General features: G+C 54.8%; 41 protein-coding genes and 3 pseudogenes. 5 read left to right on the forward strand and 39 right to left on the reverse strand.

The window, feature by feature from the left end; genetic code table 11:
• Positions 1-332: NAD(+)/NADH kinase (locus JCM10550_RS23735; protein WP_245619359.1), on the reverse strand; the 332-nt coding region annotated here is incomplete at its 3' end.
• 38 nt (positions 333-370) lie between these two features.
• On the opposite strand from JCM10550_RS23735, the gene JCM10550_RS23740 reads away from it, so the two are divergent.
• On the forward strand, positions 371-559 hold the full coding sequence (locus JCM10550_RS23740; RefSeq protein WP_245619347.1) for a hypothetical protein: 189 nt from the start codon (positions 371-373) through the stop codon (positions 557-559).
• On the opposite strand, the pseudogene JCM10550_RS15090 reads toward JCM10550_RS23740, so the two are convergent.
• From JCM10550_RS15090 to JCM10550_RS15110, 5 genes and pseudogenes are all read right to left on the reverse strand, one after another.
• Positions 534-1,911 (reverse strand): annotated as a pseudogene (locus tag JCM10550_RS15090) (TrpB-like pyridoxal phosphate-dependent enzyme). The gene JCM10550_RS23740 and the pseudogene JCM10550_RS15090 overlap by 26 nt on opposite strands.
• 416 nt (positions 1,912-2,327) lie before the next feature.
• Complete coding sequence (locus JCM10550_RS15095) at positions 2,328-3,497, reverse strand: hypothetical protein (protein ID WP_062400316.1); 1,170 nt, start codon at positions 3,495-3,497, stop codon at positions 2,328-2,330.
• On the reverse strand, positions 3,460-4,350 hold the full coding sequence (locus JCM10550_RS15100; RefSeq protein ID WP_157200333.1) for a hypothetical protein: 891 nt from the start codon (positions 4,348-4,350) through the stop codon (positions 3,460-3,462). The genes JCM10550_RS15095 and JCM10550_RS15100 overlap by 38 nt, the downstream gene beginning before the upstream one ends.
• A complete protein-coding gene (locus JCM10550_RS15105; protein ID WP_062400320.1) occupies positions 4,271-4,927 on the reverse strand; it encodes a hypothetical protein in 657 nt (218 codons plus the stop codon). The genes JCM10550_RS15100 and JCM10550_RS15105 overlap by 80 nt, the downstream gene beginning before the upstream one ends.
• A complete protein-coding gene (locus tag JCM10550_RS15110; protein ID WP_157200334.1) occupies positions 4,873-6,717 on the reverse strand; it encodes a right-handed parallel beta-helix repeat-containing protein in 1,845 nt (614 codons plus the stop codon). The genes JCM10550_RS15105 and JCM10550_RS15110 overlap by 55 nt, the downstream gene beginning before the upstream one ends.
• Positions 6,718-7,139: 422 nt before the next feature.
• On the opposite strand from JCM10550_RS15110, the gene JCM10550_RS15115 reads away from it, so the two are divergent.
• On the forward strand, positions 7,140-7,706 hold the full coding sequence (locus tag JCM10550_RS15115) for a PHP domain-containing protein (RefSeq protein ID WP_062400323.1): 567 nt from the start codon (positions 7,140-7,142) through the stop codon (positions 7,704-7,706).
• A complete protein-coding gene (locus JCM10550_RS15120; RefSeq protein WP_245619351.1) occupies positions 7,663-7,902 on the forward strand; it encodes a hypothetical protein in 240 nt (79 codons plus the stop codon). The genes JCM10550_RS15115 and JCM10550_RS15120 overlap by 44 nt, the downstream gene beginning before the upstream one ends.
• A gap of 60 nt (positions 7,903-7,962) precedes the next feature.
• On the opposite strand, the gene cls is transcribed toward JCM10550_RS15120, so the two are convergent.
• The 12 genes and pseudogenes from cls to JCM10550_RS23760 form a co-directional block, all read right to left on the reverse strand.
• Positions 7,963-8,832 (reverse strand): cardiolipin synthase, encoded by an 870-nt coding sequence (gene cls / locus JCM10550_RS23750; protein WP_245619361.1) that lies wholly within the window; start codon positions 8,830-8,832, stop codon positions 7,963-7,965.
• A gap of 479 nt (positions 8,833-9,311) precedes the next feature.
• Positions 9,312-9,443: pseudogene (locus tag JCM10550_RS23755) on the reverse strand (hypothetical protein); the annotation flags it as partial.
• A gap of 115 nt (positions 9,444-9,558) precedes the next feature.
• Positions 9,559-9,732, reverse strand: coding sequence for a hypothetical protein (locus JCM10550_RS19225; protein WP_157200336.1), 174 nt, complete (start codon positions 9,730-9,732; stop codon positions 9,559-9,561).
• A gap of 4 nt (positions 9,733-9,736) precedes the next feature.
• On the reverse strand, positions 9,737-10,174 hold the full coding sequence (locus JCM10550_RS15130; protein ID WP_157200337.1) for a hypothetical protein: 438 nt from the start codon (positions 10,172-10,174) through the stop codon (positions 9,737-9,739).
• 79 nt (positions 10,175-10,253) lie between these two features.
• A complete protein-coding gene (locus JCM10550_RS15135) occupies positions 10,254-10,544 on the reverse strand; it encodes a PAS domain S-box protein (RefSeq protein ID WP_062400328.1) in 291 nt (96 codons plus the stop codon).
• Positions 10,541-11,485, reverse strand: a complete 945-nt coding sequence (locus JCM10550_RS15140) for a PAS domain-containing protein (RefSeq protein WP_062400329.1) — start codon at positions 11,483-11,485, stop codon at positions 10,541-10,543. Before JCM10550_RS15140 ends, JCM10550_RS15135 begins: the two co-directional genes overlap by 4 nt.
• 39 nt (positions 11,486-11,524) lie before the next feature.
• On the reverse strand, positions 11,525-11,911 hold the full coding sequence (locus JCM10550_RS15145) for a PAS domain-containing protein (protein WP_062400331.1): 387 nt from the start codon (positions 11,909-11,911) through the stop codon (positions 11,525-11,527).
• Positions 11,912-12,533: 622 nt separating this feature from the next.
• The gene (locus tag JCM10550_RS15150; RefSeq protein ID WP_062400333.1) at positions 12,534-12,743 is read right to left on the reverse strand and encodes a hypothetical protein; all 210 of its coding nucleotides are present in this window, start codon (positions 12,741-12,743) and stop codon (positions 12,534-12,536) included.
• 417 nt (positions 12,744-13,160) lie between these two features.
• Entirely contained in the window at positions 13,161-14,210 is a 1,050-nt protein-coding gene (locus JCM10550_RS15155) for a PAS domain-containing protein (RefSeq protein WP_062400335.1), read from the reverse strand.
• A 58-nt stretch (positions 14,211-14,268) separates the two neighbouring features.
• A complete protein-coding gene (locus JCM10550_RS15160) occupies positions 14,269-14,457 on the reverse strand; it encodes a response regulator (protein ID WP_062400337.1) in 189 nt (62 codons plus the stop codon).
• Position 14,458: 1 nt separating this feature from the next.
• Positions 14,459-15,100 (reverse strand): nucleoside 2-deoxyribosyltransferase, encoded by a 642-nt coding sequence (locus tag JCM10550_RS15165; RefSeq protein ID WP_245619352.1) that lies wholly within the window; start codon positions 15,098-15,100, stop codon positions 14,459-14,461.
• A complete protein-coding gene (locus tag JCM10550_RS23760) occupies positions 15,097-15,429 on the reverse strand; it encodes a hypothetical protein (protein WP_245619354.1) in 333 nt (110 codons plus the stop codon). Before JCM10550_RS23760 ends, JCM10550_RS15165 begins: the two co-directional genes overlap by 4 nt.
• A gap of 39 nt (positions 15,430-15,468) precedes the next feature.
• Between JCM10550_RS23760 and JCM10550_RS15170 the strand changes: the two are divergent.
• Positions 15,469-15,975: pseudogene (locus tag JCM10550_RS15170) on the forward strand (ribosome biogenesis protein).
• Positions 15,976-16,083: 108 nt separating this feature from the next.
• Here JCM10550_RS15170 and JCM10550_RS19235 read toward each other — a convergent pair.
• Both JCM10550_RS19235 and JCM10550_RS15175 read right to left on the reverse strand, forming a co-directional pair.
• Positions 16,084-16,248 (reverse strand): hypothetical protein, encoded by a 165-nt coding sequence (locus tag JCM10550_RS19235; protein WP_157200339.1) that lies wholly within the window; start codon positions 16,246-16,248, stop codon positions 16,084-16,086.
• Between the two features lie 90 nt (positions 16,249-16,338).
• Positions 16,339-16,692 carry a hypothetical protein gene (locus JCM10550_RS15175; RefSeq protein WP_062400339.1) on the reverse strand — a complete coding sequence of 118 codons (354 nt, stop codon included), beginning with the start codon at positions 16,690-16,692 and terminating at the stop codon, positions 16,339-16,341.
• 474 nt (positions 16,693-17,166) lie between these two features.
• On the opposite strand from JCM10550_RS15175, the gene JCM10550_RS15185 reads away from it, so the two are divergent.
• Entirely contained in the window at positions 17,167-17,772 is a 606-nt protein-coding gene (locus JCM10550_RS15185) for a class I SAM-dependent methyltransferase (protein WP_281175437.1), read from the forward strand.
• Positions 17,773-17,779: 7 nt separating this feature from the next.
• Here JCM10550_RS15185 and JCM10550_RS15190 read toward each other — a convergent pair whose 3' ends face one another.
• The 19 genes from JCM10550_RS15190 to JCM10550_RS15255 form a co-directional block, all read right to left on the reverse strand.
• Positions 17,780-18,076 (reverse strand): hypothetical protein, encoded by a 297-nt coding sequence (locus tag JCM10550_RS15190; protein ID WP_062400345.1) that lies wholly within the window; start codon positions 18,074-18,076, stop codon positions 17,780-17,782.
• Positions 18,043-18,228, reverse strand: a complete 186-nt coding sequence (locus JCM10550_RS25405; protein ID WP_281175434.1) for a LytS/YhcK type 5TM receptor domain-containing protein — start codon at positions 18,226-18,228, stop codon at positions 18,043-18,045. Before JCM10550_RS25405 ends, JCM10550_RS15190 begins: the two co-directional genes overlap by 34 nt.
• Positions 18,156-19,103, reverse strand: coding sequence for a hypothetical protein (locus tag JCM10550_RS23765; RefSeq protein WP_245619356.1), 948 nt, complete (start codon positions 19,101-19,103; stop codon positions 18,156-18,158). The genes JCM10550_RS25405 and JCM10550_RS23765 overlap by 73 nt, the downstream gene beginning before the upstream one ends.
• Positions 19,085-19,597, reverse strand: coding sequence for an Nramp family divalent metal transporter (locus JCM10550_RS17640; RefSeq protein WP_281175438.1), 513 nt, complete (start codon positions 19,595-19,597; stop codon positions 19,085-19,087). Before JCM10550_RS17640 ends, JCM10550_RS23765 begins: the two co-directional genes overlap by 19 nt.
• A gap of 181 nt (positions 19,598-19,778) precedes the next feature.
• Complete coding sequence (locus tag JCM10550_RS19240) at positions 19,779-19,949, reverse strand: hypothetical protein (RefSeq protein WP_157200340.1); 171 nt, start codon at positions 19,947-19,949, stop codon at positions 19,779-19,781.
• On the reverse strand, positions 19,933-20,592 hold the full coding sequence (locus tag JCM10550_RS15205; RefSeq protein ID WP_062400351.1) for a sensor histidine kinase: 660 nt from the start codon (positions 20,590-20,592) through the stop codon (positions 19,933-19,935). Before JCM10550_RS15205 ends, JCM10550_RS19240 begins: the two co-directional genes overlap by 17 nt.
• Positions 20,574-20,867, reverse strand: coding sequence for a response regulator (locus tag JCM10550_RS15210; RefSeq protein ID WP_062400353.1), 294 nt, complete (start codon positions 20,865-20,867; stop codon positions 20,574-20,576). Before JCM10550_RS15210 ends, JCM10550_RS15205 begins: the two co-directional genes overlap by 19 nt.
• A gap of 213 nt (positions 20,868-21,080) precedes the next feature.
• Positions 21,081-21,605: a peptide-methionine (S)-S-oxide reductase MsrA gene (msrA, locus tag JCM10550_RS15215; protein WP_062400355.1), complete on the reverse strand. Its 525-nt coding sequence runs from the start codon at positions 21,603-21,605 to the stop codon at positions 21,081-21,083.
• 69 nt (positions 21,606-21,674) lie between these two features.
• Positions 21,675-21,848: a hypothetical protein gene (locus JCM10550_RS25410; protein ID WP_281175435.1), complete on the reverse strand. Its 174-nt coding sequence runs from the start codon at positions 21,846-21,848 to the stop codon at positions 21,675-21,677.
• A complete protein-coding gene (locus JCM10550_RS25415; RefSeq protein ID WP_281175439.1) occupies positions 21,845-22,036 on the reverse strand; it encodes a chemotaxis protein CheW in 192 nt (63 codons plus the stop codon). The genes JCM10550_RS25410 and JCM10550_RS25415 overlap by 4 nt, the downstream gene beginning before the upstream one ends.
• Complete coding sequence (locus JCM10550_RS23770; RefSeq protein WP_245619357.1) at positions 22,003-22,143, reverse strand: hypothetical protein; 141 nt, start codon at positions 22,141-22,143, stop codon at positions 22,003-22,005. Before JCM10550_RS23770 ends, JCM10550_RS25415 begins: the two co-directional genes overlap by 34 nt.
• Before the next feature lie 12 nt (positions 22,144-22,155).
• On the reverse strand, positions 22,156-22,686 hold the full coding sequence (locus JCM10550_RS15225; RefSeq protein WP_245619365.1) for a methyl-accepting chemotaxis protein: 531 nt from the start codon (positions 22,684-22,686) through the stop codon (positions 22,156-22,158).
• On the reverse strand, positions 22,587-23,252 hold the full coding sequence (locus JCM10550_RS23775; RefSeq protein ID WP_062400358.1) for a methyl-accepting chemotaxis protein: 666 nt from the start codon (positions 23,250-23,252) through the stop codon (positions 22,587-22,589). The genes JCM10550_RS15225 and JCM10550_RS23775 overlap by 100 nt, the downstream gene beginning before the upstream one ends.
• A 37-nt stretch (positions 23,253-23,289) precedes the next feature.
• Positions 23,290-23,415: a hypothetical protein gene (locus JCM10550_RS25420; RefSeq protein ID WP_281175436.1), complete on the reverse strand. Its 126-nt coding sequence runs from the start codon at positions 23,413-23,415 to the stop codon at positions 23,290-23,292.
• 95 nt (positions 23,416-23,510) lie between these two features.
• Positions 23,511-24,521: a hypothetical protein gene (locus JCM10550_RS15235; RefSeq protein ID WP_062400361.1), complete on the reverse strand. Its 1,011-nt coding sequence runs from the start codon at positions 24,519-24,521 to the stop codon at positions 23,511-23,513.
• Positions 24,521-24,715, reverse strand: coding sequence for a hypothetical protein (locus JCM10550_RS19245; RefSeq protein WP_157200343.1), 195 nt, complete (start codon positions 24,713-24,715; stop codon positions 24,521-24,523). Before JCM10550_RS19245 ends, JCM10550_RS15235 begins: the two co-directional genes overlap by 1 nt.
• A 229-nt stretch (positions 24,716-24,944) precedes the next feature.
• A complete protein-coding gene (locus JCM10550_RS15245; protein ID WP_157200344.1) occupies positions 24,945-25,184 on the reverse strand; it encodes a hypothetical protein in 240 nt (79 codons plus the stop codon).
• A gap of 314 nt (positions 25,185-25,498) precedes the next feature.
• Positions 25,499-25,717 (reverse strand): hypothetical protein, encoded by a 219-nt coding sequence (locus JCM10550_RS19250; RefSeq protein WP_157200345.1) that lies wholly within the window; start codon positions 25,715-25,717, stop codon positions 25,499-25,501.
• On the reverse strand, positions 25,714-26,073 hold the full coding sequence (locus tag JCM10550_RS15255) for a hypothetical protein (protein WP_062400369.1): 360 nt from the start codon (positions 26,071-26,073) through the stop codon (positions 25,714-25,716). The genes JCM10550_RS19250 and JCM10550_RS15255 overlap by 4 nt, the downstream gene beginning before the upstream one ends.
• Positions 26,074-26,239 lie beyond the last annotated feature (166 nt).

A 26,239-nucleotide genomic window follows, 5' to 3' on the forward strand; every position in this document is an offset into this window, starting at 1 on the left:
TAGGACACCTCATCGATATCCATCACCTCCGCATCCGTCATCACCGCCTCGTTTAACCGGTTCACACATGCGGCCGCCGTCGCAGGGGGGGTTGCTGCAAAGACACCGGAGTACATCTTCACCCCGGAGGGCACGCCGAGGATAGCCACCATGTCACCGACAACCGCAAAGATGTCACGGGCCGTTCCGTCCCCCCCGCCACAGAAGAGGATCAGCCCGCAGCCCCCCCGGTCGGCAAACACCCGACAGGCTCGGCGGGTGTCCTCTGCGCTGGTCTCTGTCTCTTCCGGGACATAGACCGTCTCCGCCGGAAGACCTGCCTCCGCAAGCAGGCTCTCCCCCCCATCGGCCCACCTGCGGTGAGAAACGTATGCATGCCCGGTGTAATGAGGGAGAGCAGTGTGCGGGCCCGGTCCGGTGCGACCGGAACTGCCCCCCCCGCAGTCTTGCCTCCTCTACCACATTGTCCGTCCCTTTCAGTCCGACAGCCCCCCCCATCCCTGCGACCGGGTTTACGACAAAGCCAATCAACATCAGTGAATCGCCGGGAGATCTTTGAGTGATGCGGCAATAAGCTCTGCGGGATACTCATAGTCCGGCAGAGCACCGGCGAAGTATGCCTCATACGAGGAGAGGTCGAAGTTGCCGTGGCCGGAACAGTTGAAGACGATCGTCTTCGCCTCACCCGTCCGGGTGCACTCACTGGCCACATCCATCACCGTCTTGATCGCATGGGCGGACTCCGGCGCCACGATAATCCCTTCCGAGCGACAGAACGCGACCGCTGCGGCGAATACCTCGTTCTGGTGGCAGGAGACCGAGTCGACAAGACCTTCGTGGTGCAGCAGGGATACGAGGGGCGCCATGCCGTGATAGCGCAGACCACCCGCATGGATGGAGGGCGGGACAAAACCGTGACCGAGGGTGTACATCTGCATAATCGGTGTGTAACCTGACACGTCACCGAAGTCATAGGCATAGAGACCTTTGGTGAGGGTAGGACAGGCCGAGGGTTCGGTGGCAATAAACTGACAGTCAGGCATTCGCCCTGCAAGTCTTTCCCGCATAAACGGGAACGCGAGGCCCGCAAAGTTAGACCCGCCACCGGCACAGCCGACGACAACGTCTGCGGTCTCCTCGCCTGCCATCTTCAGCTGTTCCAGTGTCTCCAGACCGATCACCGACTGGTGCAGACAGACATGGTTTAAGACCGACCCGAGGGTGTAGTTGGTGTTCGCATGCGAGGCCGCATCCTCGACCGCCTCGGATATCGCCATCCCCCCCAGGGAACCGGAAGTCTCCGGGTCCAGTCCCAGCATTGCCCGCCCGGCATTGGTCTCCGACGACGGGGACGCGACACAGTCAGCCCCCCCCAACACTGCATCATCATCTTGCGATAGGGCTTCTGGTCATAACTGCCCCGGACCATGTAGACCTTGCACTCCATGTCAAAGAGCTGGGTCGCAAAGGCAAGGGAGGAACCCCATTGCCCGGCACCCGTCTCGGTGGCAATTCGCTCGATGCCGTCCTTCATATTGTAGTAGGCCTGGGCAATCGCCGTATTCGGTTTGTGTGAACCGGGCGGGCTGACCCCTTCGTATTTGTAGAAAATTTTCGCAGGCGTCTTCAGGAGTTTCTCCAGCCGCCGGGCACGGTAGAGGGGGGGAGATGGTCTCCAGAGAGTGAGGATGTCCCGCACTTCAGGGGGGGGATATCGATGTAGCGTTTGGTCGACACCTCCTGTCGGATGAGCTCCTTTGCAAATATCGGGGGGGCCAGATCGGCCGGGCCAATCGGCGTTTTTGTCTGCGGATTATAGGACGGTGAAAGGGGGGGCACGGGCAGGTCGGCCTGGATATTATACCATTGTCTCGGCAGATCATTCTCGTCGAGAATGTACTTCGTCTCCATACAACACCAGTATGCGAAAGTACATATTTATACATTGTTGTCGCGCCATGTGCATCGGAACAGACAACACCGAAAAAAAGAGGCGCCGGATTACCGGCGGCGGAGAAGGGCAAGGCTACCGAGGATGCCAAGGGCACTGATAACCGGAACCAGTCCCACAGGGGGGGTTGTGGTTGGCACCGGGGCAGCACCGGTTTCGGTGGGTGTCACGTCACCGGCCACAGGGCTGATGTCGGGATCGTTTCGGCAGTGGCTACCGGCGTGGGTGTTGGCATTCCCGTGTCATCACCGGAATCATCGGAGGATTCCGCTCCTGATTCAATCCCGGTCACGGGTTTGACAACAGACGTGCCAATGCCGGAGACGGGGGGGGAGTGGTCGACACAGAGGTGGAGGTCGTTTCCGCTCCACTCGGGTCATCTCCCCCCCCGCTCTTCAGCCCAGAACGGTGCAAGGAACATCACATCGCTGAAGACGCCGGGTTCATCACCAGCCAGATTGACCGGCACCTGCATTGTTCCGATGGTCATCAAAACCGGATCATTGGTGACCGCATTGAACTGCCAGTCCTGCCAGGGAGTCGTCGCATTCACCGTCCACTGTGGATAGAGACCCGCACCGGTAACCGGTGGGAAGCCGTAAATGTAGTCATAGGTGATGTCCACAGTCGTGTTGAACCCGCCCAGACCGGCGACACCAACTGGACAGCCGCCCATATGGTGCCACGGTTGTGGGTCCGGCAGTGCCGGGGCCCAGGAGCCGGACATGCTGTAGACAACAAAGGGACCGTCACCGGATATATCCGCTGCGATTTGCCCCGCTTCGTCAAGGAAGGTCCCGTCAAATATATTCCCGGAGGAGTTCGGAAGAACCACAATGCCCCCATCCACTTTGGCAAAGACAAATTCGTTGTTACATGAGCCGGTCGGGTCGGTGAGGAGGACATCCAATAGTGACATGTCCAGTGTGATAACCGGTATGTCACCTGACATGTGGTCATTGAGTGCATCGCCGCCACAGAGGATCGAAGCCAGCTGATTATCCCTGAATTTAACAAAAGAAATTTCAAGATTGTCAGAATTGCTGAGGAGCACACCCACGGTGTTGTTGGAACAGGTGACTGTCCTGACTGCTCCGCCGTCTGCACCAAAGATGAAGAGACCCGCTGCATCGTTGTTGTCAGCAGCAATTCTCTGCAGAGTCAGACGTTCGTCTCCATACGGTGCTGCAGGATGCACAAAACCGGTTGCATTAACCGCTTTCCACGGACTGATGACACAGACACCCTGGTTGTCGTTTGAGTCTGCGGTGACATCTTTAGCTGCAATGGACGGGGAGAGCACCAAAAGACCGGTTCCGCCGTTGGTGTCTGCGGAGACATTTGCAACAGAGAGTCCGGCATTCGTCAGGTAATGGGTGAGGGCAAGTTCGATGATCTCGGTCTCGTTCAGGTCGCTGATGTCACCTTCATACGCAGAGATATGCGCAATCGCCCACGCCATGAGTGACCATGCAGTCTCTCTTTCAGCGCTCTCAGACGATACCCGGTCAGTGCTGCCAGAGAACTGGCTCAGCAGTGCCGCCATATCCGGGGGGAATTTCTGCTGCATCGTATGCAAAGGAGGCATCCATACCGTTCACGGATTCCATGGTTCCGGCTGATGCCCTTACCGGTGAGGCAACCAGGTACATGAAAACTGCTGCCACCGGGTCGACACAGACGATACCCGGTCCGGTGTTGCGGTCTGCGGAAGAATCGGTGAGCGTGCCGTTGATACCGCCGAGGACAATGCCAGACAAGGTATTTTCGTCGGCACCAATCTCCGTGTAGTCACCGGCGATGAACAGCGAGACCACCCCGACACCGTTATCATCCGCTTCACAGGCAGCCATATCGGTGACCACACCTGCAGCAGCGATTCCGGCACCGGAGTTGCCCGCTGCGGCAATATCCGTGTAATTCCCAACGATGGAGAGACCAATGATGCCACTGCCTGCAGCGAGCCTAATCACCCCACTTTCATCGTCGTTTAATGCACCATTGTTATTCGCTGTGATGTCGTCCATCACCACGTTTGGGGGGGCGATGGCAACAAAACCGGGGTAGCCGTTGCCGGATGCAGAAACATCGGTGGCATACACACCGGCATTGTCAAAGTAGAGTTCAATATGTTCAAGCAGGATCTCCATCCCGCCGTCCGGGATACTGATGGCATCCATAGCGGAAACCCCGGATGCTGTGCCCGTGTAGTAGGTGGCAACAATCTCCTGCATGACCGCACTCTCTGAGAGATCTGCATGCATTCTAAGGTCAGCCGCCTCAGCGGTGTCTGCGGTCATATTCACCTGGGCGCCGTCGTCATCCAGAATCACAAAGTAGCCGAGAGCCACTGCAGCAAGGGTCAGGGGGATCGATGGTGACGATACCAGCGTATCCATTGTCATCAGCACAGACATCAGTATACTCTGATACCACACCAACGGTGACCATCCCCCCCGCCCCCCCGGAATTCTCAGATGCCGAGATGTCAAAGAAATCTCCTGTCAGATAAAGACCGACAATTCCGGTTCCGGCAAGGGCCTGAAGGGTGCTGCCGCCGTCGTACCCGTTGCCATCTGCCGAAAATTCGTAGGTTACCACGTTCGGGGAGACCACGACCATGCCAAAGAGTTCATTGTCATCTGCCGCAGAATCCATCACATAAATTCCCGATATGGCCATATACTGGTGCAGCAGATCAACGAGGATTGCCACATCCTCTTCAGAGACATTGCCAATATCGATGTCTGCCACCGCGGACGGAAGGGGGGGAATATCTGCCGTGCCGTAGCATGTCACCACATCCTGCATGGCAGGTGTGGAGAGACTCTCCAGATAGAACCGGTCTTCTTCAGAGAGTCCGTCCACTTCGGAGATGAAGCCAGAGCCAAAGTGCACAAGGAATGCGGCAATACCCAGACTCAGGGGGGGTCTGCGGTGACAATGCCACCATATTCGTTCCCGGATGCCGTACATTTGTAACATCCCGTGATGACCGATGTCATGAGAATACCGGAGCCGGCATTATCGTCAGCATGCACATTGAGGAATTCATTCACCAGTGAAACGGTGAGAAGCCCGGTCTGAAAGAGCGGCCCGTGGATTTCACTGAAGGCGTTTGCACCATTGCCGGTGAACATGGCATCCCCAATCCCCAATGCAAGGGAGGCTGCGGCCATACCGGCTCCACCATTATCTGATGCCTCAATGTCTGAATATTCACCAACAAAGGACGCACCGACAAGACCAGCACCGGTGAGAGTGCCTGCGAAATCCGTTGTGCTTTCACCATTCTCGTCTGCAATGATATCCGATGCAATAACATACGGGGGGGCGATAACCCCGATACCGGCATAGCCGTTATTGTTCGCCCCAACAGAGGAGAGGGTCACATCCGGCCCGTCTGCGATGACATCTTCGACAAGGATGGACACGTTTTCCCCCCCGAGCACAAATTCATTCTCGGAGACGACCGTGGCATTCACCACAGACGCAATCATTTGGGTAAAAGCGGTTTCAAACGTGTTTACCATGGCACCTGATTCCATCTTCGCACCGGTATCCGACCACACGCCCATAGGCATGAATAATTCATCAGATAAAGACATGGTGAGAATCCCCCCCAGATACCCGTTCGTATCCGCGTACAATCGGAGATGACCACATCTCCGGTCACATCGACGAGGATACCCACCGACGGGTTGTTCAGCTTCCACATCGTCAATGAGACCATCACCGCAACACACCACAAAAAGACCGTTTCCTTCACCGCGAAGGTCATGAGCCACTGAATTTGTCATCACCGCAGCATCACCGTCTGCAAAGAGCGAGGACATGCCAGAGCATTCTTCTCCATTCTCAATCGCTGCATTCCTGCAGTCTGTAGAGAGCACGGAACCAGGGCCCAGGTCGTGCTCCACACCATTCCCATCGAGGATCAGTTCATTGACAGTAAAGGTATCAAAGCCATTCAGAACCATTCCGTCACCACCATTTCCGGTGGATACAACACGGGAAATGTCGGCCGTGGAGAGATCGGATCCCTTTACAAAGAGACCATCATAGCCATTATCCGTGACAAGAATATCGGAGATCAAAGCCGTGGAGGAGTCACGCAGGTGCACATTAACGCCATGCCATCCGTTCCCGGTGGCCTCCACGAACGAAAGATGCACTTCGTCACTCCCGCAGATCTGCAGCCCATCACCGTTGTCATAACAGTACAGATCTGTGCCTTCGACGTAGTCAGTACTTTTCGTATGGATGCCGGCCCAACCGTTATCATATGCCGCAATCCCGGTCAGCACGGCCTCATCATATCCGATGATATTGATACCATGCCTGCCGTTCTCTGCGGCCACGACATCTGTGATCTGCACAGTCTGCCCGCCACCAATATCAGAATGTGCCACCAGACCATTATACAAAGCATTGGTCACCAGCAGATTGGAGACGATGAAATTACCGTCATAGAGGTACATCGAACAATTCCCGCAGCCGTAATCCCCGTCAACCAGACCGGGCAATTCGATGGTGCCGTTCATGCCGTCAATCACCGGCAGGTCACCCGTTGGTGAGGGAACACCCGCAATCGTGAGATCCCAACCCTTTGCATCCACCGCCACCGGTTCCCGGTAGACCGCATATGCAATCTTTATCGTGTCGCCACTTGTCCATTCGCTGTCCATTGCCGCCTGAATCGTGGTGAAATCACCCGTACCATTGGGATTTACCACCCAGGTAGCGGCCATCGCAGGCGCTGCCACACACAGCACCGCGAATATTACTGTCAGGACAGATACGATTCCTGCCCCCTCTTTTTGATACCATACCCTTTCACTCCTAAAAAGAATATGTTCGATATAATTACTCCCATATATCAATGTTTTGAGTGAAATAAATACTTTTAAGTATAAAACCAATTTTGATCACAAACCTAATGATAAATTAGATATTTTATGCAAAAATTCAGACAGCACATACCCATTGGGTGTCTCCCACCAGAGACACCACAGGTAAGTAGCAGCACGGGCAATCCCATAGTATCGAACCGACATGAATACAAACAACACATTCCCATGGGTCAGCTTTGGCGAGCCGGACCTCAATGCAATCCACAGCCTCAGCCTTACGGGAGTGGACATGCACTTCCACACCAACCACTCCGACTCGCCCACCCGCGTAGGCGATGCTCTCGCCCTCGCAGAAAAAGGGGGGGATCGGGCTTGCCATCACCGATCACAACACTGTCAGTGGTGTCGTCGAGGCAGAACGAGGGAATGCACCCGTCCTTCTCATACCGGGCATCGAGATCAGTGCCTGGGACGGGCCACATGTCCTCCTCTACTTCTTCTCGGTGGGCGACCTCACTGAATGCTACGAAAGACACATCGCAGACAAAAAGAGCAGCAGCCCGTGCCTGGCAACATCCCTCACAACCCCCCCAGAGATTGCCACATTCGCTGAAGAATACGCCTGCGTCATGGTCGCCGCCCATCCCTTCGGCTACCTGCTCTTCAACAAGGGTCTCGGAAAGTGCATCGAACGGCAGTATCTTTCCTCCCGGATCTACGACACATTCGACGGTCTGGAAGTGATCAGCGGGGGCATGTCACGAACCCTCAACCAAAAGGCGGCGGACGTGGCAGAGTCACGGGGGCATGTGCATGACTGGCGGCACGGACGGCCATCTCCTCTCAAACCTCGGGCATGTGCTCACCTGTGCCCATGCAGAGACTCCGGAAGAATTTCTTGAGGCGGTGCTGCACCGAAAGAACGGCGTCATGGGCCGGGAGAAGAACCTCGTGGAAAAGTGCGTGATGGCGTCCGCCATGCTGCCACAGTATCTGCCCTACACCTGGCCGTCCCTGCAGGTGCATTACCACCAGAACCTGCCGCGAATCAGACATGGTATCGAACATTACCGGAAGGAAACCAAAAAAAGAAGATAGGAACAGCACTCCCGCATCCGTCCGGCAGCACAACGGATGAAACACAGGGATGAGTCGCTCTCACATAATCCCGGATAAGAGACGGGAAAACGATTCTTTAAACCGCACCGTGAAGGTCCGCTGCCCGTACATATCAGGAGTCACTTCCGTGCAGGAGGCAATATCGTCGGCAAAGATCTGTTTCAGGGCGGCAGGGACGTCCCCTTTATACAGGAAGGCATTCGCCTCAAAATTCAGGCAGAAACTGCGTATATCCCAGTTCGCACTGCCGACCGAGGCCGCAATGCCGTCGATGACAACGGTTTTCGCATGGATAAACCCGTTGTCATAGGTATAGGCCCGCACGCCGGAGTTCATCAGTTCCCAGATATAGGAAAAACCCGCCCAGTATACAAACGGGTGGTCCGGTTTACAGGGGGGGAACATGATACGCACGTCCACGCCGGATTCCGCTGCCATCTTCAGCGCATCCATAATACTCCCGTCGGGAATAAAGTAGGGCGTCTGTATCCAGACACTCTCCCGTGCATTGCCGATCAGGTTCAGATACCCCCCCTTCTTTATCGCCTCCCCCCCACGCGAATCCGGGCCGCTGGACACGATCTGCACCAGTGCACCTTCCCGTATCTCAGGGGAAGGGAAATACCGCTCTTCAAAGCCGAGGTCGGCATCTGCGGCATGGTTCCAGTCCATAAAGAACCTGACCTGCAGGGAATGCACCGCGGTGCCGGTGATCTTCAGGTGGGTGTCACGCCAGTTGCCGAGGGGACCTTTGCCCAGGTACTCATCACCGATATTAAACCCGCCGATAAAACCGGTCTTGCCGTCAATAATAGCAATCTTCCGGTGGTTGCGGTAGTTGACCCGCATATTGATGTGGAGGTATTTTGAGCGGAAGAACCAGGCGACCTCTCCCCCCCCTGCATCGATAAGCTCGCGGAAGAAATCCTTTGGCAGGCCCTGACAGCCGACGGCGTCCCCCCCAGCACCCGGACGGTCACCCCCCCTTCCCGTGCCTTGCGGGCGAGAGCGGTTGCTATTTGTCGGGAGAGTGTGTCGTTTCTGATGATGTAATACTCCAGATGGATAAAGTCCTCTGCACCGTCAATCGCATCCAGCAACGCATCGAATTTGGCATTGCCGTCGGTGTAGACTTCCACCGTGTTGTCATTTGATATAACCGCCTGATCATTTTTGAGCAACATCGTAATCATATTGAGATAGCCACCGGCCTTGTCTTGCGGAGGCACATGCATACTCTCCAGTTCCGCCTCCTGCCGTGCGATCACCTCTTTTGCAATATGGTCATCCTCTTCTTTGAGCCGGAATATATGCTCCTTGTATATCGTCTGCCCGAAGACGAGGTAGAGAAGAAACCCAAATACAGGCAGAAAGAAGAGTACTGACACCCATAACAGAGCTATCGAAGGCTTTTTCCGCTCGACAAAGACCACAGAGATGGCAAAGATGATATTTGCCACCAGGATTATACCCACCAGACTGAAGCCGAATATATCTAAACCAAACTCCGTAAAAATCATAGACCTACCATTCTCTCCTGTTTAGGTAGATCTCACGGTTCCAAACTAATATATCTGCCTTTTTTTACCGGGATGTCGCCGTATGCCGACCACGTTGCAGCAGAACCCCGTTATTTCATTTGACATATGCCCGGAAGAGATACACTACAACAAACCCCCCCGCCACCCCCCCGAAAGCAGGAGAGAGCGGCACTGCTGTGGGTGACGCAACAGGGGGGGACATTGGAGGTGCTGTCGTGGCGTCAGGAAGGAAAGACGTTGGAGAGGGCGGGACGGGCGTATCCGACATATCCTCAGCCGAAAGAAGAGAAAAGGTCACGGATTCCACGGTCCCTGTTTTCGGCGCCTCTATCGTTACCAGATACTCCCCCCGGTGCCCACCCCCTCTGTAGAAAAGGAGACGGACCAGAAGGCAGGCGGCCCCCTCCTGCACCACCACCGTAGCGGATGTGCCGGAGAACACCCCCGTCCTCTCCCTTCTCCGTGGGGGGGTGGAATGCCGTCGCCTCTACTGTGATCAACAGGACGTTGCCGGGAGCAAGGTTTGTCTCACCCCCCGAGTGTGATCTCATCACCGACGGTATAGTGTGCGGGTGTCCCTGAAAGTCCGGGGGGGGCAGGGGGGGTTTTGCAGAGACCGCACCAATGCAGAGAACAGAGATGAGAACCAGAACGGAGAAGAGCGCGGGAAGAGCAGATTTTCGGCATGGCCGGAACAGAAAGGAAAACATAGAGGTGATCCCGCGGTTCAGGCAGAAAAGGGTTGCGGCAGGGAGAAAAAGAGGCAGCCAAAAGGGGGGGATCCTGTTCTCAGGGCATATCAAGCAGCGGTTCAGCAGAGGTGACCACCCCCCCTGCCGGGGGGGTGCCGTCCTCACCCGGCAGGATCGCATTCTGCCAGGCCACCGGGATCAGCCTGCCGTCGGCATGCAGAAGATAGCCGTTCTCAGATACCGCAGAAAAACCGCCATTACTGAGCACACCAAAGAACCGCTGCCGCAGAATTTGCCGGGAGTGCGGCGGCACAACAGTTTCAAACCAGTTCCTGCCGATGAGCGTGTCCGCCGGATAGCCAAGCATCTCACTGCCCCGACGGTTCATCGTTTTGATGGTGCCATCGGGGGGGCGACAACGGCAATCAGGATGCTGGCCGCATCAAGCGACTGCTGTGCCTGGTCACGCTCAGCACGGATACGCTGTTCATTCCTGACCGTATCGGTCACATCCGTGTAGATGCCCAGGATGTATCGAAGAGTACCTTTGCCCGAGAGGATGGGTATTTTTTTGACGCGGATAATCCGTTCACCGACACCGGGGGGGACAACCGCTACCGTCTCCGGCACATTCACTTCCTCGCCGGACTGTAGAGTCTCCTTATCCCCGCAAAGGAGCATACGGCAAAGGGCAGGCGTAAAAATTTCCCCACACTGTTTCCCGGCCATATCATCAGAGGATATACCAAACATCTCCTCAAAGGACCGGTTCACAAACACAACCGACCGGTCTGCCGCGTTGGTCACCATCACCTTCGCGGGAATATTCTGAACAATGGAAAAGAGAAATGACTTCCACTGCAGAAGCCTGCGTTCCTGCACCCGGCGCTCACTCACATTCCGGCATACCGCTCGGTAGCCGGTGAAATCACCCAGCAGGTCATACCGCGGGGGGGACGCACTCACCTCCACGTCAACGGAGAAGCCGTCTATATGTCGCATGGAGATGGGAATCACCGCACCTCCACGCTGCTGAGATTCCCGACATCCCTCAAGGGCCGCCTTCACCTCTGCGTGATCCTTCTCAGGGATGTATGAGAAGAGTGACTCTCCCTCCATGCGTGCCGGCAGATATCCGAGGATATCCTCAGTACGCGGACTCACGTATGAGAAGAACCCGTCATCTCCGATGATCCATATCGCATCACTGATATCCTCGACCAGAGTGCGGAACTTCAGTTCACTCTCACGGAGCGCCTCCTCCGCCACCTTCTTACCGGTGATATCCTCCATGACAACAGCCACGCCCGGCAGACCGGAGTTGAGCACCGTTGGGATGGTCTTGACCCGGAAGTAGACCTCCCCCGTCTACCCGCATATACCGCAGTTCGTCTGTCGAACCCTTTCCATCCATCGCATCAGTGATACGCCCCACGATAAGGGGGGGTGGTCGAAGGCACCGAGTGCTGACTGCCGCATCGGCTGACCCACGATATCATCATGGCACCCTCCCAGAAAGGTGCAGATGGTATCGTTTGCCTCAACAACCGTAAGCGACGGGTCCACGACAAAGACCATGTCAACCGCACAGTCTATCATTGCAGAGATAGGCATCCGCTGTGATATGTAGAAGACCTTTGCCTTGCCGTAGGTCTTCATCTCCACCTGCCCCCCCGCCACACGAAGCATGTCCAGATAGCGCGAGACCGTGTTCCGGTTCATCCCGATGGCATCAGCGATGTCACGGACTGCCATCTTTGGGATTCTCCTTGAGAACCTCACAGATACGGGTTAATTCTTCAGGAAACGCGTCAAGCATGTATGATTAGGATTTTTTCCGGCCATGACATATAGGTTTCGCTAATGCACGACACAATGCTCGGCTCTGATGCATGCGCATAATGCACGTTTTAATGCTCGGCGTTAGCGAAATACTTATATAATCAACCGCCCAATAGGTATATAGTACCAGCTTGGCACAAGTTGGGAACCAATACGATGCTCCCGCTCTGATCTTTCACCAGAGATACAGAGGGACTGCAACCGGCCTTTTTCCGAATAGGGATACCGGAATGAAGGCATGGTTGCACCCGCCAGGGAGACCATGAGATACTAGGGGGGGATGAGGGGGGGCGCAACACACCTTAACCATACCATACCTCTCAACACACGTACCATAAGCAAAACCGATACCACACCTCGCGCCCCCCGATACCAGTCCCCCAAAAGTTCTCACTTTTTGATTTCTTTAAAATCAGAGTTACATCACCGGTTTTATTACGATCTTTTCATCGCATATGTCCTTCTTGCACAGCCATGCCTGAACATATTTTCAAGGGAGAGATAAACAGAAAAAAAGAAGATTATGGACCGGGATTCACTTCCACTGCACCCGCTCCTGCGGACTGTCCAGAATCGCATAACACTGTTCCAGCCTTCCCAGGGCATCACCAATAGCACTGTCCACTCTGCTGCGCAGTGCAATCCATTCATGCTCTTCTGCATACTCCAGAAGATCAATCTCAACTGCTGCCTGGCTGATGTACATATCAATGTCCAGATTACAGGCTCTGATATCTTCCTGCACCGTCTCCGGTGCACTCTGTATCCGTTCACGGGCACCCGCCTCCAGCTCCCGGACTTCATCCAGCCGGCACGTGCCTGTTCAATAAATACTTCCCGTGTCGTATCTCGGTGAATTATTAACTCACTCTCTGGCATTCTAGCACCCCCATGGGTTGCCTGCCCCCCCTTGAACCTCATCCCATAAAATAACTTCCTCAGATGGCCCAAAACCGCTGAGAAAAAAGACCCAAGGAGTTCCATTACACCACTACCATCTTCAGGAGATCGAATCTCCAGTGGATCGACCGCAAAAGAGCATCGATCTGCAATGGGGGGGGTCGTTCCCACTCAGACCCAACGATTCTTTTCAATCTCAATGAGCCTGAGGTCGATATCACCAAGGATCCGGTTCACCTCAGCCAGCCGTTCATGTGCCGTGTCATGAAAGGCCAGCCCCCTGCTCATAGGCCGTGGACATCGCAAGCACCTTCTCTTTGAGTGCAGTGCACAGATCTCCGATCCCTTCAACCGCGGCATCCGTGTTTTGTGACTCTCCCTGCGCACGTTCACAATGATGCATCGCCAGGGTCTCTGCGGTGACATCACGGATATGCAGTGCCACACAGCGTGATGACCCACCTGTATCACCACCCACCGGAAGATACCGGATGGTATAGACAATGCTGCCGGTTGAGTATTTCACCATCTTTTCACGGGTCACTACCTGATTATCGACAAGGATTTCATGGAAGAATGCCAGGCTACCGATAAATGACTCCGGTAGCACCCTGTTGATCGGGAGGGCCACACCACTGATACCATCGCCCAGACGCTCGCAGAGTGAGGAGAATTGGTCATTATACAGGAGCACCCCCCCGTCCTCTGTTACACAGGCAAAGGGATCGGGAATTGCCTGCACCAGTGCCGCCGCACCCTGGTAGCCGCCTGCCCGTCCTTCAGTATCGGGAGCACATGGTTCAATAAGACAGGCAATATTCTGGATCTGCAGACTTTCCTTTTCCTGAATAAGGGCAGTACTCAGATGGGCAAGCAGATCCCCCCCACCGGATTTCATCCTGATCTGTATCGTGGAGGGAAAAGAGATCATGGAGCCTGCGCCATACTCGGAGGAGACGAGCAGTTTTTCTATCAGGAGGTCGCGTCCAGGCACAGAGACCCCCCCAAAGGCCGTAAAAAACGGCGCACCCTCCACATCAGAGAGCTGGTAACCGGTCAGCTGTTCGGCCTCCAGATTGAGACGTTCGATGTGGCCCTGTGGATCGGTGATCACCATTGCTCCGGCAATCATATTGATGGCGGAATCCACCATTTCCGGGCTGCCATCCATTCTACTCTTCACCCGGTGTTTGTGCAGGGCCATCTCGATATTGGAGTAGAGGTCACGCTCATTGAACGGTTTAATGATATATCCATAGGGCTGGGTGCGGATGGCACGGGAGAGGGTCTCCTGATCGGAATGAGCAGTCATGTAGATGACGGGGGGATATCATAGCTCCGGGCGATACGATCCGAGGCCTCGATGCCATCTATCTCCCCTTCAGGTGGATATCCATCAGCACAACATCCGGCCGGAGTTTTCCGGCACTACGGACTGCATCCTCACCGCGAAGTTCGCTCCCGACGACCATATACCCCCCCAGATGCTCAAGCGTCTCCCTGAGCTCCATTGCAATGATCACCTCATCTTCCACAATCAGAATACTCTGTCGGCCCATGTCATGTGTCTCCGGGTTCGGTATCGATTTGTTGCCAACCCCCTATATACCTGAACTGTCGGTCAGCAAGACAATAATAATTGGCATTAGATATGACCAATGGCAGTATCCTCCCACCGCGGCAGAGACGAGGTGAGAACAGAAGGTGGGGGGGCAGCATCTCTGCCCGGTCTGTCACACAGGCAGCCTCCTCCAGCATCAGGTTGACCCGTTCAGAGGCACCAACCTGTCGAAAATCGGTGCGCAGGGCAATGACCGGGATACCCTGTGCATAGGCATACCCCATCTCCCAGGCGGTGCCGGAGTCCGTGTCTGCCCCCCCGTCGATGATTGCCACTACCACATCTGCTGCAGCGAGGGCGGCCAGATTCTCTGCAAAGATCTCTGAGGTATGATCGGATGAACGTTCGGCAGACGAATCCCCACATTCCTGCGGCAGGTGCACGGCAAAGAGATGCTCCCTGAGGAGAGCGGCAACCGAGCGATTATATGCCCGTTCGGCCTCTGAGAAGAGAGGGGGGGCTGCGAGGTAGACACGGTAGCGGGCAAAGTCACAAACGTCCAGTACCGGTATCTCCGGGAACCGGGAGAGAAAGACACCGCGACCGGGATGGCGGATATCTGTCCGGTAAGTCTGGTTCACCCCCACAGACCGGGGGGGACGAGTCTACCCCCCACAATACAGAGGGGGGGTGCCCCCCGTTCCCGGATGACCGCACGGACCGTCGCCTCCGATTGGTCCATGATCTCTGCAAATGCCGGGGGGGTATCCAGTCGGCCCTCATAGGGTCCGGGCGGATGATCCGGGCCCAGATATTCAGTCTCAGAACAGGGCATCATCACGGTATCAATACCAAACGTACGGCAACGTTCCTGTGCCCGGGCAAACGCCCGGAGATCCGCGTCTTTCGTGATGCCCACCGCACGGAGGGACGGTGTGGCGATGCAGGGGGGGCACATCAGTACATACATTGATTATTCACTATGGAAACACCCATTACATAAAGGATGATTCCCCCCCTCTTTGCCTACCGCGACAATTCCTGCGATCCCCCCCGGCGTTGTTCGGTGAAAAAACTGGAACGACGCGGATGCGTGCAGGTCTACTCAAGGGTGGACAGAATACCCCCGTTCCAGCCTGATCCTTGACCCCCCTCGGCACCACAGGCACTCTCCCCCCCCGCCGACCGAAAACCAAAGTCTATCACTGCTCTTGACTGTTCCTGGGAGGTCTTCGAGAATATTCAGGTCGCACGCTGGCCCCTGCGTCGGGCACTGCCGTTTCTCGTTGCCGCCAACCCCCCCGGCCACTTCGGCCGGCCGTTTATGCTCAACTCGGTCGAGGCGTTTGCAGCAGCTCTCGTCATCCTGGGAGAAGCCGAACAGGCAGAACAGATTCTCTCGGCCTTTAGCTGGGGGGGTATCCGCTTTCTTGAGGTGAACCATGACCCACTCACCGAGTATGCCGCCGCAAAAGACTCCGCAGAGGTCGTTGAAATACAGTCGTGTTATCTCTGATCTCTGCTGCCGGGCCGAAGACCTGCCAGGCGTTCCATACCAGGAGGAGGCCCCCCCAGAGCAAGGCAATCCAGACTACCCAGAGCGTATCAGGAGCAACCCTGAGGTTCACCGCCAAAAGAATGAGCACCACCCCCCCAGGTAGAGCACGGCGTGGTAGGCCAGTCCCCCCCGTATGGGGGGGAGGTCGGCTAACATCCCCCCCCTGCCATCGCCATTTTTGTCACTACTGCTCTGATCTTTTGGTCTGGTCTCTTCCTTCACTTGCTGCATAGATAATCTCTCATTCATCGTCAGGGTTCAAAGAAGCTATGGAAAAAAATAGAGAGAACAGACCAACGGTTCACAGAGAGACCGCAGAAGTTATTGGAATTCCACCCAGGCATCCGTCGATGGAGTCTCCGGATCCGGATGCTTCAGACGAGAGTGTTGACTTTCCATGATCCAGAGGAGGACTAAGATGATGAACCACAATACCCAGAACAGAACGGGAGACCCACTGTCGGTCATTGCATATAATAACGGGAGAAAACACCATATTTTCACCAGCATCCAGAACACTGGTCTCTTCTCTTCAACATCTTCCGCATCCCCGGCACCATACTCCGGTTCGGTTTCCTCTCCCATGGATATACCTGCAGTCACCCCAGGGAATGAAATATCTTTCGGGGGGGAATCGTCCGGGATGGCACTGATGAAATACGAAAGAAGGTTCATTCATCCCAGACCGTCTCCCCCCCTTTCTACATATAGGGAGATAAAACAGGAGATAACCGTTTCATAATAATGTAAAAACCAACCGGGACAATGGTAATGAGAATAACGTTAATCCAGCGGGAAAAAGCGATTAATCCATCCCGGTCAGCGAGAGTCAAAAAAACCAAATACATACAATATATGATACAAATCCCCCCCTCAGCGTGCTTACCGTCATCCCCCCCACCATCCCCCCCGGTATCACTCCCCCCCGGCTCCATCTCCTCCGCCATGGATATCTCTGAATACAGGAAATGTACATAAATATCTTTCGAATATGAGAGACGGAATATTCTCCCGCCAAAAGCACCCTGCACCAACACGACACGGATATACGGGGGGGAGCAGGACAACCCATATACCCGAAACAATCTGCCAATCCGCACACGATAAAACAGAAAATCAGAGAATATCACATGGAACCATGGGAAACGAATTACCAGAAAAGAGGCGCCCTCTGGCACGGGGCGGCCACCGGCATCCCGGTCTTTTCGCCGGGGTAGCCGGGTGCTGGAGACAGGATGCGGCAACGGCAAGACCCTCACCACCCTCTGTCGAAACGGATGTAATGCCACCGGTTGCGACATCGCCGCATCCGCCCTTGGGCTCGCACGGACGGCCGTGCCCGCCGCCCGTCTCGTGCAGGCGGATGTCCGGTCGCTCCCGTTCCCGGATGCCACATTTGACGCCGTCCTTGCCGTCCACATCGCAGGTGCCCTCGGAGAAGAGTCCCGCTGTCGGGCGGCAGCGGAGTTCCGGCGGGTGCTGGTGCCCGGCGGGATGCTCTTCTTCCGTGAATTCTCCGTCTCCGATTTTCGCTGCGGGAAAGGCAATCCCGTGGAAAAAAACAGTTACCTCCGTGGTGACGGCGTTATGACCCATTACTTCACCCACACCGAGGTCAGTTCCCTCTTTCCCGAAGAGAGCTGGGAAGGAGAGATACGAATTGACAGATGGGAGATGCGGGTACGCGGGGGGGTCAGCTACCCGCGGGAAGTCTTCTCCGGCTTCTTCCGGAAGATCAACACGAAAGATGAGTAATAACCGTTCACGAATATTCTTCCGGATCGTCCGGAACCTCTTTTGTCCGCCGCCTCTTCAGCGACAGGTACTCTGAATGCTCCAGCATCTCGTAACCGCGTTCCCGGAGAATGGAAAGAAAGAGCACCAGCCCAAGGGCATTTGCCGCGGCCATCGGCAGATAGGTCTCGCGGATAATATGCCACATCGCAAGTGAGTCCCAGCCACCGGCAAAGAGGGGGATGAACACGAATACATGCAGGAATTCAACCCCCCCGCACGCGAGGCCAATCAGCCGCCAGTAGGTGAGATGGTTCCGGAACATCCGGGCGACATATGCCGCGATGATACCGGCACAGATGGCCGAGACCGCACTGCCCGCGGCCCCCCCAGCCCTCCTTCACTCAGCCGGAAGAGCGCTGCAATGAGACCGACACACCCGCCAACAACCGGCCCACCGAGGACGCCTGCCACCATCGGACCGAGATCAGCGAAATCGATGAGGACCCCCCCGTTATAAAGAATCCCCCCCGGTATACTCCGTAAAGGGACAATAATCCAAAGCTGAGAATCATCCACCCCCCCGATCCTCCAGCGTCCCCCCCTGCCAGTGACGAGACGTTCAAAGAGGGAGGTCTTGGTGAAGGCATAGATGAGAATCGCCACCACCGCCACATGCTCCACCAGCGGCAGACCAAAGGTGAGGAGTGACTTTTCGGTGATGAGTGCAATGCCCAGAAAAAGAATACTCCCGCAGCCGACAATGAGCATCCAGAGGATGAACCCCCCCGGGCATATACCGGAAGACGGCGGTCAAGGTAGATGAGCATAAACCCGAGCAGACCGAACATCACCGACGATACGGCCGCCACCACCTGAATAAGGGACATCGTCTCACCCGAAAGGATACCCGCCGTGATGATGAACGCAAAGGCGACAAGCACCATCCGGTAGAGGGTTCGCTCATCAAACCGGGTGGCCGATGCCCGTGAGACCACCGAAGAGACCGCCCGGGCACGCCCGTCCATACCCGATATCAGAGCACCGGTGAGGATAATAAACGCCACAAACATCACCGTATTCATCCCGCCCGGTATCTTCCCGAACGATGCCAGGAGTGTTTCAGTGACCACATCCATACCGACCTCGGTGAGATGTTCACGCACGAATCCCCCCCAGAACCCGAGTGTCATGAAGATGAGGGCGACCACACCAACAAGCAGGAAGGCCAGGACAAGGTCAAGATTCACGCTCTTCATGTGGCTCGCGAAGTAGGTCTCACCATGCCGGTCTCCCATCTTCTCGTGCAGCCAGACCGAGTAAAGCAGAAGGTTCAGACCGGAACCCACCACCCCCCCGAGAAGGGCCATTGTCTCAATGAGGCTCCGTCCGGGATGGAGGGGGGGATGCAGCCCTGCGCAATGGCAGCCATAGGAAACGGCAGTGCAAGGATGAGGGCCGCAAGACCTGCAAACATCACCACCGATATGAGAAGGAGGATATGTTCGAGGCGTTCATAGGAATCCTTCCAGAGCACAAGCAGGATAAAGATGAGCAGGGCAAAGGCATACGCTGCAGGTGCCGCTGCCGGAATGACTTTTCCAAGCATGCTGCCTGCAAAGAGAGCAATGCCTCCAAACCCCCCCACCATCTCGAAGAAGTAGATCGCCGAAATAAAGGTGACCTCCCAGTTCTTCGGGCCCGGAATGGTGCGCAGGCCGTCAAAGATCGAGGTGCCGGTCGCGACCGTGTAGCGGGCGATACCGTTGGTGAAGGCAAACTTGAAGATCAGTGCCGCGGCAATAACCCAGAACAGGGCAAAGCCGTGTTCATATCCTGCCGCGATGAGTTCGGTGATGCCACTCTCCCGGAGGCCTCAATAGCGAGAATCAGGCCGGGGGGGCCAATAAAAAGAGCATTGCTGCAATCCCTGGTGGGATACGGCGCCTCAGTCCGGAGATCATAGAATTATTCCTGATAAATATCAGTAAGATACGTTCCGGAGAGAGTCAATATCTCTTTTGAATTTATTCTGTGTACGGAAAGACGATGCTAAAGGTGAACCCGCCCTCTTCCGAGACCGTGAGCGTGCCGTCAATCTGAGTGGTCAGGTTTTTCACCAGTTGCATGCCCAGAGTCTCATTGCTCTCCAGATCAACACCGGATTTTGTCGCAGACCCGCTATCCGAGACAGACATACGGATTTTTTCCGCCCCCGGAGCGTTCCATCGAGATAACAATCTCACCGCGTTCCCCCTGAACAAATCCATATTTCAGGGCATTGGTGATGAGTTCATTGATGATGATACCACAGGGGGGGATGCAGGTATCGATATCCAGAGATATTTCCGGGTCACAACGAGCGATGATCTCCACCCGTTCCATCCCACAGGGTTTCTGAGCCGAAAGACTCCTGACAATGCAGGGCACGTATTCAGCCATGCGTATCATCACCAGATCATCTGAACGGTAGAGATATTCATGGATGAGGGCCATTGATGTGATACGGTTTATACAGTCCTCCAGAACCTCCCTTGTCTCCGGATCCTTGGTACGGTAACTGTGCATCCTGAGAATGCTGGATATCAGCTGAAGATTGTTTTTGACCCGATGATGCACCTCCTGAATGAGGATATCCTTTTCATCGGGTCTCCTCTTCGGTGACGGGACAGCAGGAGCGTGAGACCGTTGTTGCCTTTCCTTCTGCTGGCGCAGGGCAGAGACATCATACTTCCGGGCAGCTTCCTTTATTGTAAGACTGAGTTCGATATAGAACTGAAACTGGTTATTCCCGCGGTTCAGGAAGGAATCAGTGCCCTGATTTATGGCTTCAATGACCACACCTTCGGTGTCATCCCCCCCACGATAATGAACGGGATCTGCATTCCCTGCGAGCGAAGCATGTCCAGAAACGAGGTTCCTTCGATTCCTTTCAGGTGATATTCACAGACGATGACATGATATTCATTTTTGCAGAGCAGGTCCAGGGCCTCCTCCATGGAGAAGGCAAAATCAATGGATATCTCCCCCCCGGAATTCTGCAGGAAATGGTCGGCTCCTTCACATGCCCTGAGATCATCAGCAACATACAGCGTCGGAATAGCACGTTTCATCATTCGCATACACCTGAGCACGCCTCTTTTGGGCCAGCTATCGATACCTTTGCATTCCCATTTGATAAAGATATGGAAATCTGCCATGATGCAGGTATCCAATCACAGATCGGGAATAAAAAGCAGATTAACTGCCATAATTTATCCAAATCCGACACCCAATCCAGAAATGTTCGGGTCATGAAACCGAACAGATTCTTGCTGAACAATTCATTTTCAGAACAGGGGGCGGCGATACCGATTTCCCAGTTTCTCGTAATACTGCTGGTGGCATTCCTCGGCAGGCCAGAACGGAGCCGCAGGCACTACAACAGTTACGACCGGGGCGGTATACTTCCCGGATGCCACCTCTTCACGGATGAATGCCCGTGCTGTCCGGCAGTCCTCTTCGGTGTGGCAGAAGATAACCGACCGGTACTGGGAGCCGTCAAATCCAGCCTGTGACTCATCCGATGCAGGATCATGCAGATTAAAAAAACGGCTAAGGATGGTGGTGAAAGATATGGCAGCCGGGTCATAGGCAACACGCACCGCCTCCACATGGCCTGTCTCTCCGGTGCTGACTCGGGCATAATCCGGGTGTTCCTCATCCCCCCCTCCGGTATACCCGACCACGGTGGCAAGGATACCGGTGACTCCACGGAAGCCCGCCTCAATATTCCAGAAACTGCCACCTGCAAGGGTGACCTGACCAACCACCTGATTGGTATCAGTGATAGCATTCTCCATGTACGGGAACATTGGTCGTCTCCTGCAAAAAAATCTGACTTTTTCTGAGAAATGTAGCGATGAAAACAAAAGAGAGGATGATCAGGAGACAACATCGGAAAGAACCTTGTACATGTCCACCCAGATGATCAGACGCACCATATCCGAGGTATCCTCTTTTACCTTGATAATGCCCTTCACATATTCGGTCAGATCACTGGAGAGCCCCCCCTCCCCCCCCAGTGCCTCCACATCCTTCTCGTCCACCTCTATCACACTGCATACATCATCAACCGTGATGCCGACATTGGACCCTGGGATACTTCCGGCATGAGGACAATGATTCTCTGCGTATCGGATGCAACCGCCTCAGGAAGTCCGATCATTCTGCTGAGATTGACAATATTGGTGACCTCTCCCCTGAGGTTGGTTACTCCCGTGACATAGTCCGGTGACCGGGGAATGGGGGGGTGATTGTCATCATCTCAACGATCTCCCTTGCAATCTGGACATCGATTGCATAATACCCGTCTGCAATTCTGAATTCCAATATATCGGTGAGCTTTGACATCCCCTGCCCTCCTCATTCGGTTTGGAATACGTCGACCATCGCCCGCAGTTTTTCGGTCATCCGGGTCACTTCGTGGGTGCCGCTGCCGACCTCCTCGGTCGAGGCCGCCACCTCCTCAGTCACCGCCGCGACATCATCGATACGGGCCATATTCTCCTTGGTAAGGTCTGTTGTTTCCTCCATCTTCTCCATCACAAGGTTTGTCGCACTTGCCTGATCGTCAGTGGCCCGGGCAATCTCATGGATCCCCTCTGAGGCCTCCTGCGCACCGCCGACGATCTCGTTTAAGGATTCAATGGTCTGATGGACACTATCCAGACTCCCCTGGACCTCTTTGTAGGCAGACTTCATGGAAGCTGCTGTGGTATTGGAGTCATGCTGGATGTCTCCAATCAGTTCTTCAATGGAGCCGGTGGCAGCCTTGGACTCGGCGGCGAGATTCTTTACCTCACCTGCCACAACCGCAAACCCGCGGCCGTGTTCACCCGCACGTGCAGCTTCAATCGCGGCATTGAGGGCAAGGAGATTAGTCTGGCTGGAGATATCGTTGATGAGTTTAACAATCTTTGAGATCTCCGCATCTTATTGTTCAGATCCTCAATCTGGGTGACACTCTCTCCTGCGATCTTCTCCACCGCATTCATCTTATTATTGGCCTCTCGGCCCAGGCCGGAGGCCTCATTACCCATCCGGGAGACACGATCTGCCTGACTCATCACTTCCTGTGAGGTGGAGGCGATCTCCTCAATGGATGCCGAGAGATCAGAGATCTCCCGTGCCACCACCTCGACTGCCTCAAGCTGGCGACGTGATGTCTCAGATGACTGCTGGCTGGAAACTGCCACATCCTCCATCGCCTTTGCGATCTCCTCAACACCACGGGAGGCATCAGCCATGTTTGCATCCACATTGTCAACGGCACTCTTCACTTCACCGAGTGCACTGCCCACATTGATCCCCCCCACACTGTCGATGGCGTTCTTTAGTTTGAGGAAGTCCCCCCCTTCAACCTGAAGATCCTCATCAAACCGTTTGGAGAAGTCCTTTCCGGCATAATCATTCAGGACGTGGTATGACTCAGTAACCGGCACGAGTATCGTCTCAAGCACATTGTTCAAACCCTCGGTGATGACCGCATATACGCCTTCAAACTGATCGGGGGTGTGCCCGTGCCTTGCTGTTGCCTTTCTGCATCGCCTTCATGGTTCCGACGAAGTCCTCGACCATGTCCCCCCCGATCGCCTTTTGTGCTGCGGTGAGGTTCGCATTCATCTCCCCCCCGAAGAGGAGACCAGCCTCAGCAGTGTATTCATCCGTATCTCCGACCGTCAGATCGAACGAGCGGGTGTCACCATGGGCGAGGAGATTCAGGTTTGCCCCCCCTGACGGGTGATCTCACGATCAAGGAACTGGGAAAGCGCCCGTTCGGGGGTGAGGTCCTGGTAGATGTAGTAGTTAACGTCAATCTCACCCTCATCGTCGAGAATGGGCGTCTGGAAGAGACGCAGGTAGGATTTTTCACCGTTTTCCCATCCAATCTCCATGTCGGTGACTGCCTTCTGCTTTGTCTCGTAGGACGCGTAGAAGTCGTCACCACCAACGATGTTGATATTAAAATCGTAGAGTTTCTTGGCCATCAGTTCGTCATAGCTCCCACGCCATGCCCGCTGATATTCCTCGTTTAAATCGAGGCGGTGTTTGTCTGGAGCAAGCACAGTGATACCCTGCGGGTTCTGCTGCAGGAAGGCGTCCGCACGCTTCTGCAGTTTTTTGATCTCCGCCAGCTCCTCATGCTGTTGTGTGAGATCCTGGTAGATGTAGTAGTTGACGTCGATCTCGCCCTCGTCATCGAGAATGGGTGTCTGGAAGAGACGCAGGTAGGATTTTTCACCGTTTTCCCACCCGATCTCCATGTCGGTGACTGCCTTCTGCTTTGTCTCGTAGGACGCGTAGAAGTCGTCACCACCAACGATGTTGATATTAAAATCGTAGAGTTTCTTGGCCATCAGGTCGTCATAACCCCCCCCACGCCATGCCCGTTGATACTCTTCGTTTAAGTCGAGACGGTGCTTGTCGGCGGCAAGCACCGTGATACCCTGCGGATTCTGCTGGAGAAAGGCATCCGCACGCTTCTGCAGTTTTTTGATCTCCGCCAGCTCCTCATGCTGTTGTGTGAGGTCCTGGTAGATGTAGTAGTTGACGTCGATCTCACCCTCGTCATCGAGAATGGGTGTCTGGAAGAGACGCAGGTAGGATTTTTCACCGTTTTCCCACCCGATCTCCATGTCGGTGACCGCCTTCTGCTTTGTCTCGTAGGACGCGTAGAAGTCATCACCACCGACGATGGTGATATCAAAGTCATAGAGTTTTTTGGCCATCAGGTCGTCATAGCCCCCCCACGCCAGATACGCTGATACTCCTCGTTTAAGTCAAGACGGTGTTTGTCAGCGGCAAGTGCGGTGATACCCTGCGGATTCTGCTGGAGAAAGGCATCCGCACGCTTCTGCAGCCGGTGTAAATCTTCACGCTCCCCGATGATCGTGGTCTGGTCCATGAATATGTGATATACCACACTGATACCCCCCCCGCACCGTCACTGACAGGAACCTGATAGAGTTTCAGGTAATTTTTGCTCCCGTCATCCCATGCGACCTGCAGGTCAGTCTCTGAATTCTTTTTGGTTTCATGAGAGGCAAAGAGACCATCACCGTCAAGAATGGTGATATCAAAATCATGCAATGACTTTTTCATCAGGGTATCGCATGAATTGCGGAAGAGGCTACAGTAGTGATCATTGAGCATCAGACAGGTGCCGTCTGCACCATATATAGCCAGGGGATGGGGATAGTGCGCAATGAATTCGTCAACCCCCCCCGGAGCATATCTTTATACTCGGCAGATTTCTTCATCTGCCCGATCGTGTTCTCTACAAGTCCGACAAGTTTCTGCGTATCAGGGTCTGCGTCCACCTGACTAAGCTGACTGAGGGAGGAGGAATAATCCCCCCCGTCCAGTGCACGACACAGTGCATCTTCTATCATTTGAACTGACATGGTAACCACTAAGGCCCACTTGTGTACCTGTACGGAACAGGGAGAGATTGGATCTGTCAAAGGCATACAGATACGTTAGGTATATTTATCCTCTCATTCAATCAGGTAAAAAAGTATTCTATTTTAAACAAGCAAAGATGCAGATAAAAAACAGGAATTACACTGATAATTACGGGCTAAACCCTGATGTCCACGGTGCACACCAATTACATATCAACGGAATGGGATTAAAAAAGATAATGATAATGGTAATCTTCAGCGCTGTCGGTAGATGAGGTATCCAGCGCCCATTGCCGCGAGAATCACAAAGATAAACATCCACGCGTCAGAGAGGTCAGTCTCCTTTCCTGCCTCATGGAAGGTGAAAAAAGAGATTTCCCCGTTCTCTCCTGCGGCAACAAACCCGTCAGCGGTGGGGGGGACAAGTGCCGGACCGGGGGGGTGTCACCAAACCAGTGCATCCACTCTTCCTTCCCGTCCGTGGAGACGCCCAGCGCAAGGAACTGTGGTTCATCGTTCACCAGGCTGGCATCATAGCCCAACAGATAGTAGCCACCGCCGGGGGGGCCGCATCCGCATAATATATCAGTTCCATTCGCTTGGGATAGGAAAAGAGATCAACTGCGGCACCGGTGGCATTCAGGATGAGGACTGCCGCCTCATCTGCCGTGGTGAGGGCAGGGGCGATATATCCTCCGTTGGGCAGGGGGGGATTGATGTTCACCACATACCCGATTCCCTCCTCACCATACCGTTCTTCCCAGATGACATTACCCTCTTCGTCCAGGTACATCACCAGTCCCGCAGAGTCGGCAGAGGCGATCAGGGGGGGTCTGGCATAGCCAGCCACGATGTATCCGCCATCAACCGCCTTCACAGACTGGATGCGCCCGAGACCGGCACCCGAGGTGTCAGCATAGGATCTGTTCCAGAGGGGGGGTGCCGTCTGCGTCCAGCCGGTATATGGTCGGGTTCAGGTAGTTTGCGGCGGCAATGATACCCCCTGCAGGGACGGCATCCACCGACGATACTTCCCCGTAGGG

The organism is Methanogenium cariaci JCM 10550, assembly GCF_001315945.1.
Lineage (GTDB): Archaea > Halobacteriota > Methanomicrobia > Methanomicrobiales > Methanomicrobiaceae > Methanogenium > Methanogenium cariaci.

Excerpts from the sequence above, each read along its gene's own strand:
- JCM10550_RS23740 (WP_245619347.1), top strand. The coding sequence starts at position 371 with ATGCATGCCCGGTGTAATGAGGGAGAGCAGTGTGCGGGCCCGGTCCGG.
- JCM10550_RS15095 (WP_062400316.1), bottom strand. The coding sequence starts at position 3,497 with ATGGCGGCACTGCTGAGCCAGTTCTCTGGCAGCACTGACCGGGTATCG.
- JCM10550_RS15100 (WP_157200333.1), bottom strand. The coding sequence starts at position 4,350 with ATGGATACGCTGGTATCGTCACCATCGATCCCCCTGACCCTTGCTGCA.
- JCM10550_RS15105 (WP_062400320.1), bottom strand. The coding sequence starts at position 4,927 with ATGTACGGCATCCGGGAACGAATATGGTGGCATTGTCACCGCAGACCC.
- JCM10550_RS15115 (WP_062400323.1), top strand. The coding sequence starts at position 7,140 with ATGCTCTCGCCCTCGCAGAAAAAGGGGGGGATCGGGCTTGCCATCACC.
- JCM10550_RS19225 (WP_157200336.1), bottom strand. The coding sequence starts at position 9,732 with ATGTCGGATACGCCCGTCCCGCCCTCTCCAACGTCTTTCCTTCCTGAC.
- JCM10550_RS15130 (WP_157200337.1), bottom strand. The coding sequence starts at position 10,174 with ATGTTTTCCTTTCTGTTCCGGCCATGCCGAAAATCTGCTCTTCCCGCG.
- JCM10550_RS15135 (WP_062400328.1), bottom strand. The coding sequence starts at position 10,544 with ATGAACCGTCGGGGCAGTGAGATGCTTGGCTATCCGGCGGACACGCTC.
- JCM10550_RS15145 (WP_062400331.1), bottom strand. The coding sequence starts at position 11,911 with ATGGCAGTCCGTGACATCGCTGATGCCATCGGGATGAACCGGAACACG.
- JCM10550_RS15155 (WP_062400335.1), bottom strand. The coding sequence starts at position 14,210 with ATGACTGCTCATTCCGATCAGGAGACCCTCTCCCGTGCCATCCGCACC.
- JCM10550_RS15160 (WP_062400337.1), bottom strand. The coding sequence starts at position 14,457 with ATGGGCCGACAGAGTATTCTGATTGTGGAAGATGAGGTGATCATTGCA.
- JCM10550_RS23760 (WP_245619354.1), bottom strand. The coding sequence starts at position 15,429 with ATGTATGTACTGATGTGCCCCCCCTGCATCGCCACACCGTCCCTCCGT.
- JCM10550_RS19235 (WP_157200339.1), bottom strand. The coding sequence starts at position 16,248 with ATGCAGCAAGTGAAGGAAGAGACCAGACCAAAAGATCAGAGCAGTAGT.
- JCM10550_RS15175 (WP_062400339.1), bottom strand. The coding sequence starts at position 16,692 with ATGAACCTTCTTTCGTATTTCATCAGTGCCATCCCGGACGATTCCCCC.
- JCM10550_RS15190 (WP_062400345.1), bottom strand. The coding sequence starts at position 18,076 with ATGTTCCGGAACCATCTCACCTACTGGCGGCTGATTGGCCTCGCGTGC.
- JCM10550_RS25405 (WP_281175434.1), bottom strand. The coding sequence starts at position 18,228 with ATGGTGGCAGGCGTCCTCGGTGGGCCGGTTGTTGGCGGGTGTGTCGGT.
- JCM10550_RS19240 (WP_157200340.1), bottom strand. The coding sequence starts at position 19,949 with ATGTCTGTCTCGGATAGCGGGTCTGCGACAAAATCCGGTGTTGATCTG.
- JCM10550_RS15210 (WP_062400353.1), bottom strand. The coding sequence starts at position 20,867 with ATGATGAAACGTGCTATTCCGACGCTGTATGTTGCTGATGATCTCAGG.
- msrA (WP_062400355.1), bottom strand. The coding sequence starts at position 21,605 with ATGTTCCCGTACATGGAGAATGCTATCACTGATACCAATCAGGTGGTT.
- JCM10550_RS23770 (WP_245619357.1), bottom strand. The coding sequence starts at position 22,143 with ATGTCAAAGCTCACCGATATATTGGAATTCAGAATTGCAGACGGGTAT.
- JCM10550_RS25420 (WP_281175436.1), bottom strand. The coding sequence starts at position 23,415 with ATGAATGCGAACCTCACCGCAGCACAAAAGGCGATCGGGGGGGACATG.
- JCM10550_RS15235 (WP_062400361.1), bottom strand. The coding sequence starts at position 24,521 with ATGGCCAAAAAACTCTATGACTTTGATATCACCATCGTCGGTGGTGAT.
- JCM10550_RS15245 (WP_157200344.1), bottom strand. The coding sequence starts at position 25,184 with ATGATAGAAGATGCACTGTGTCGTGCACTGGACGGGGGGGATTATTCC.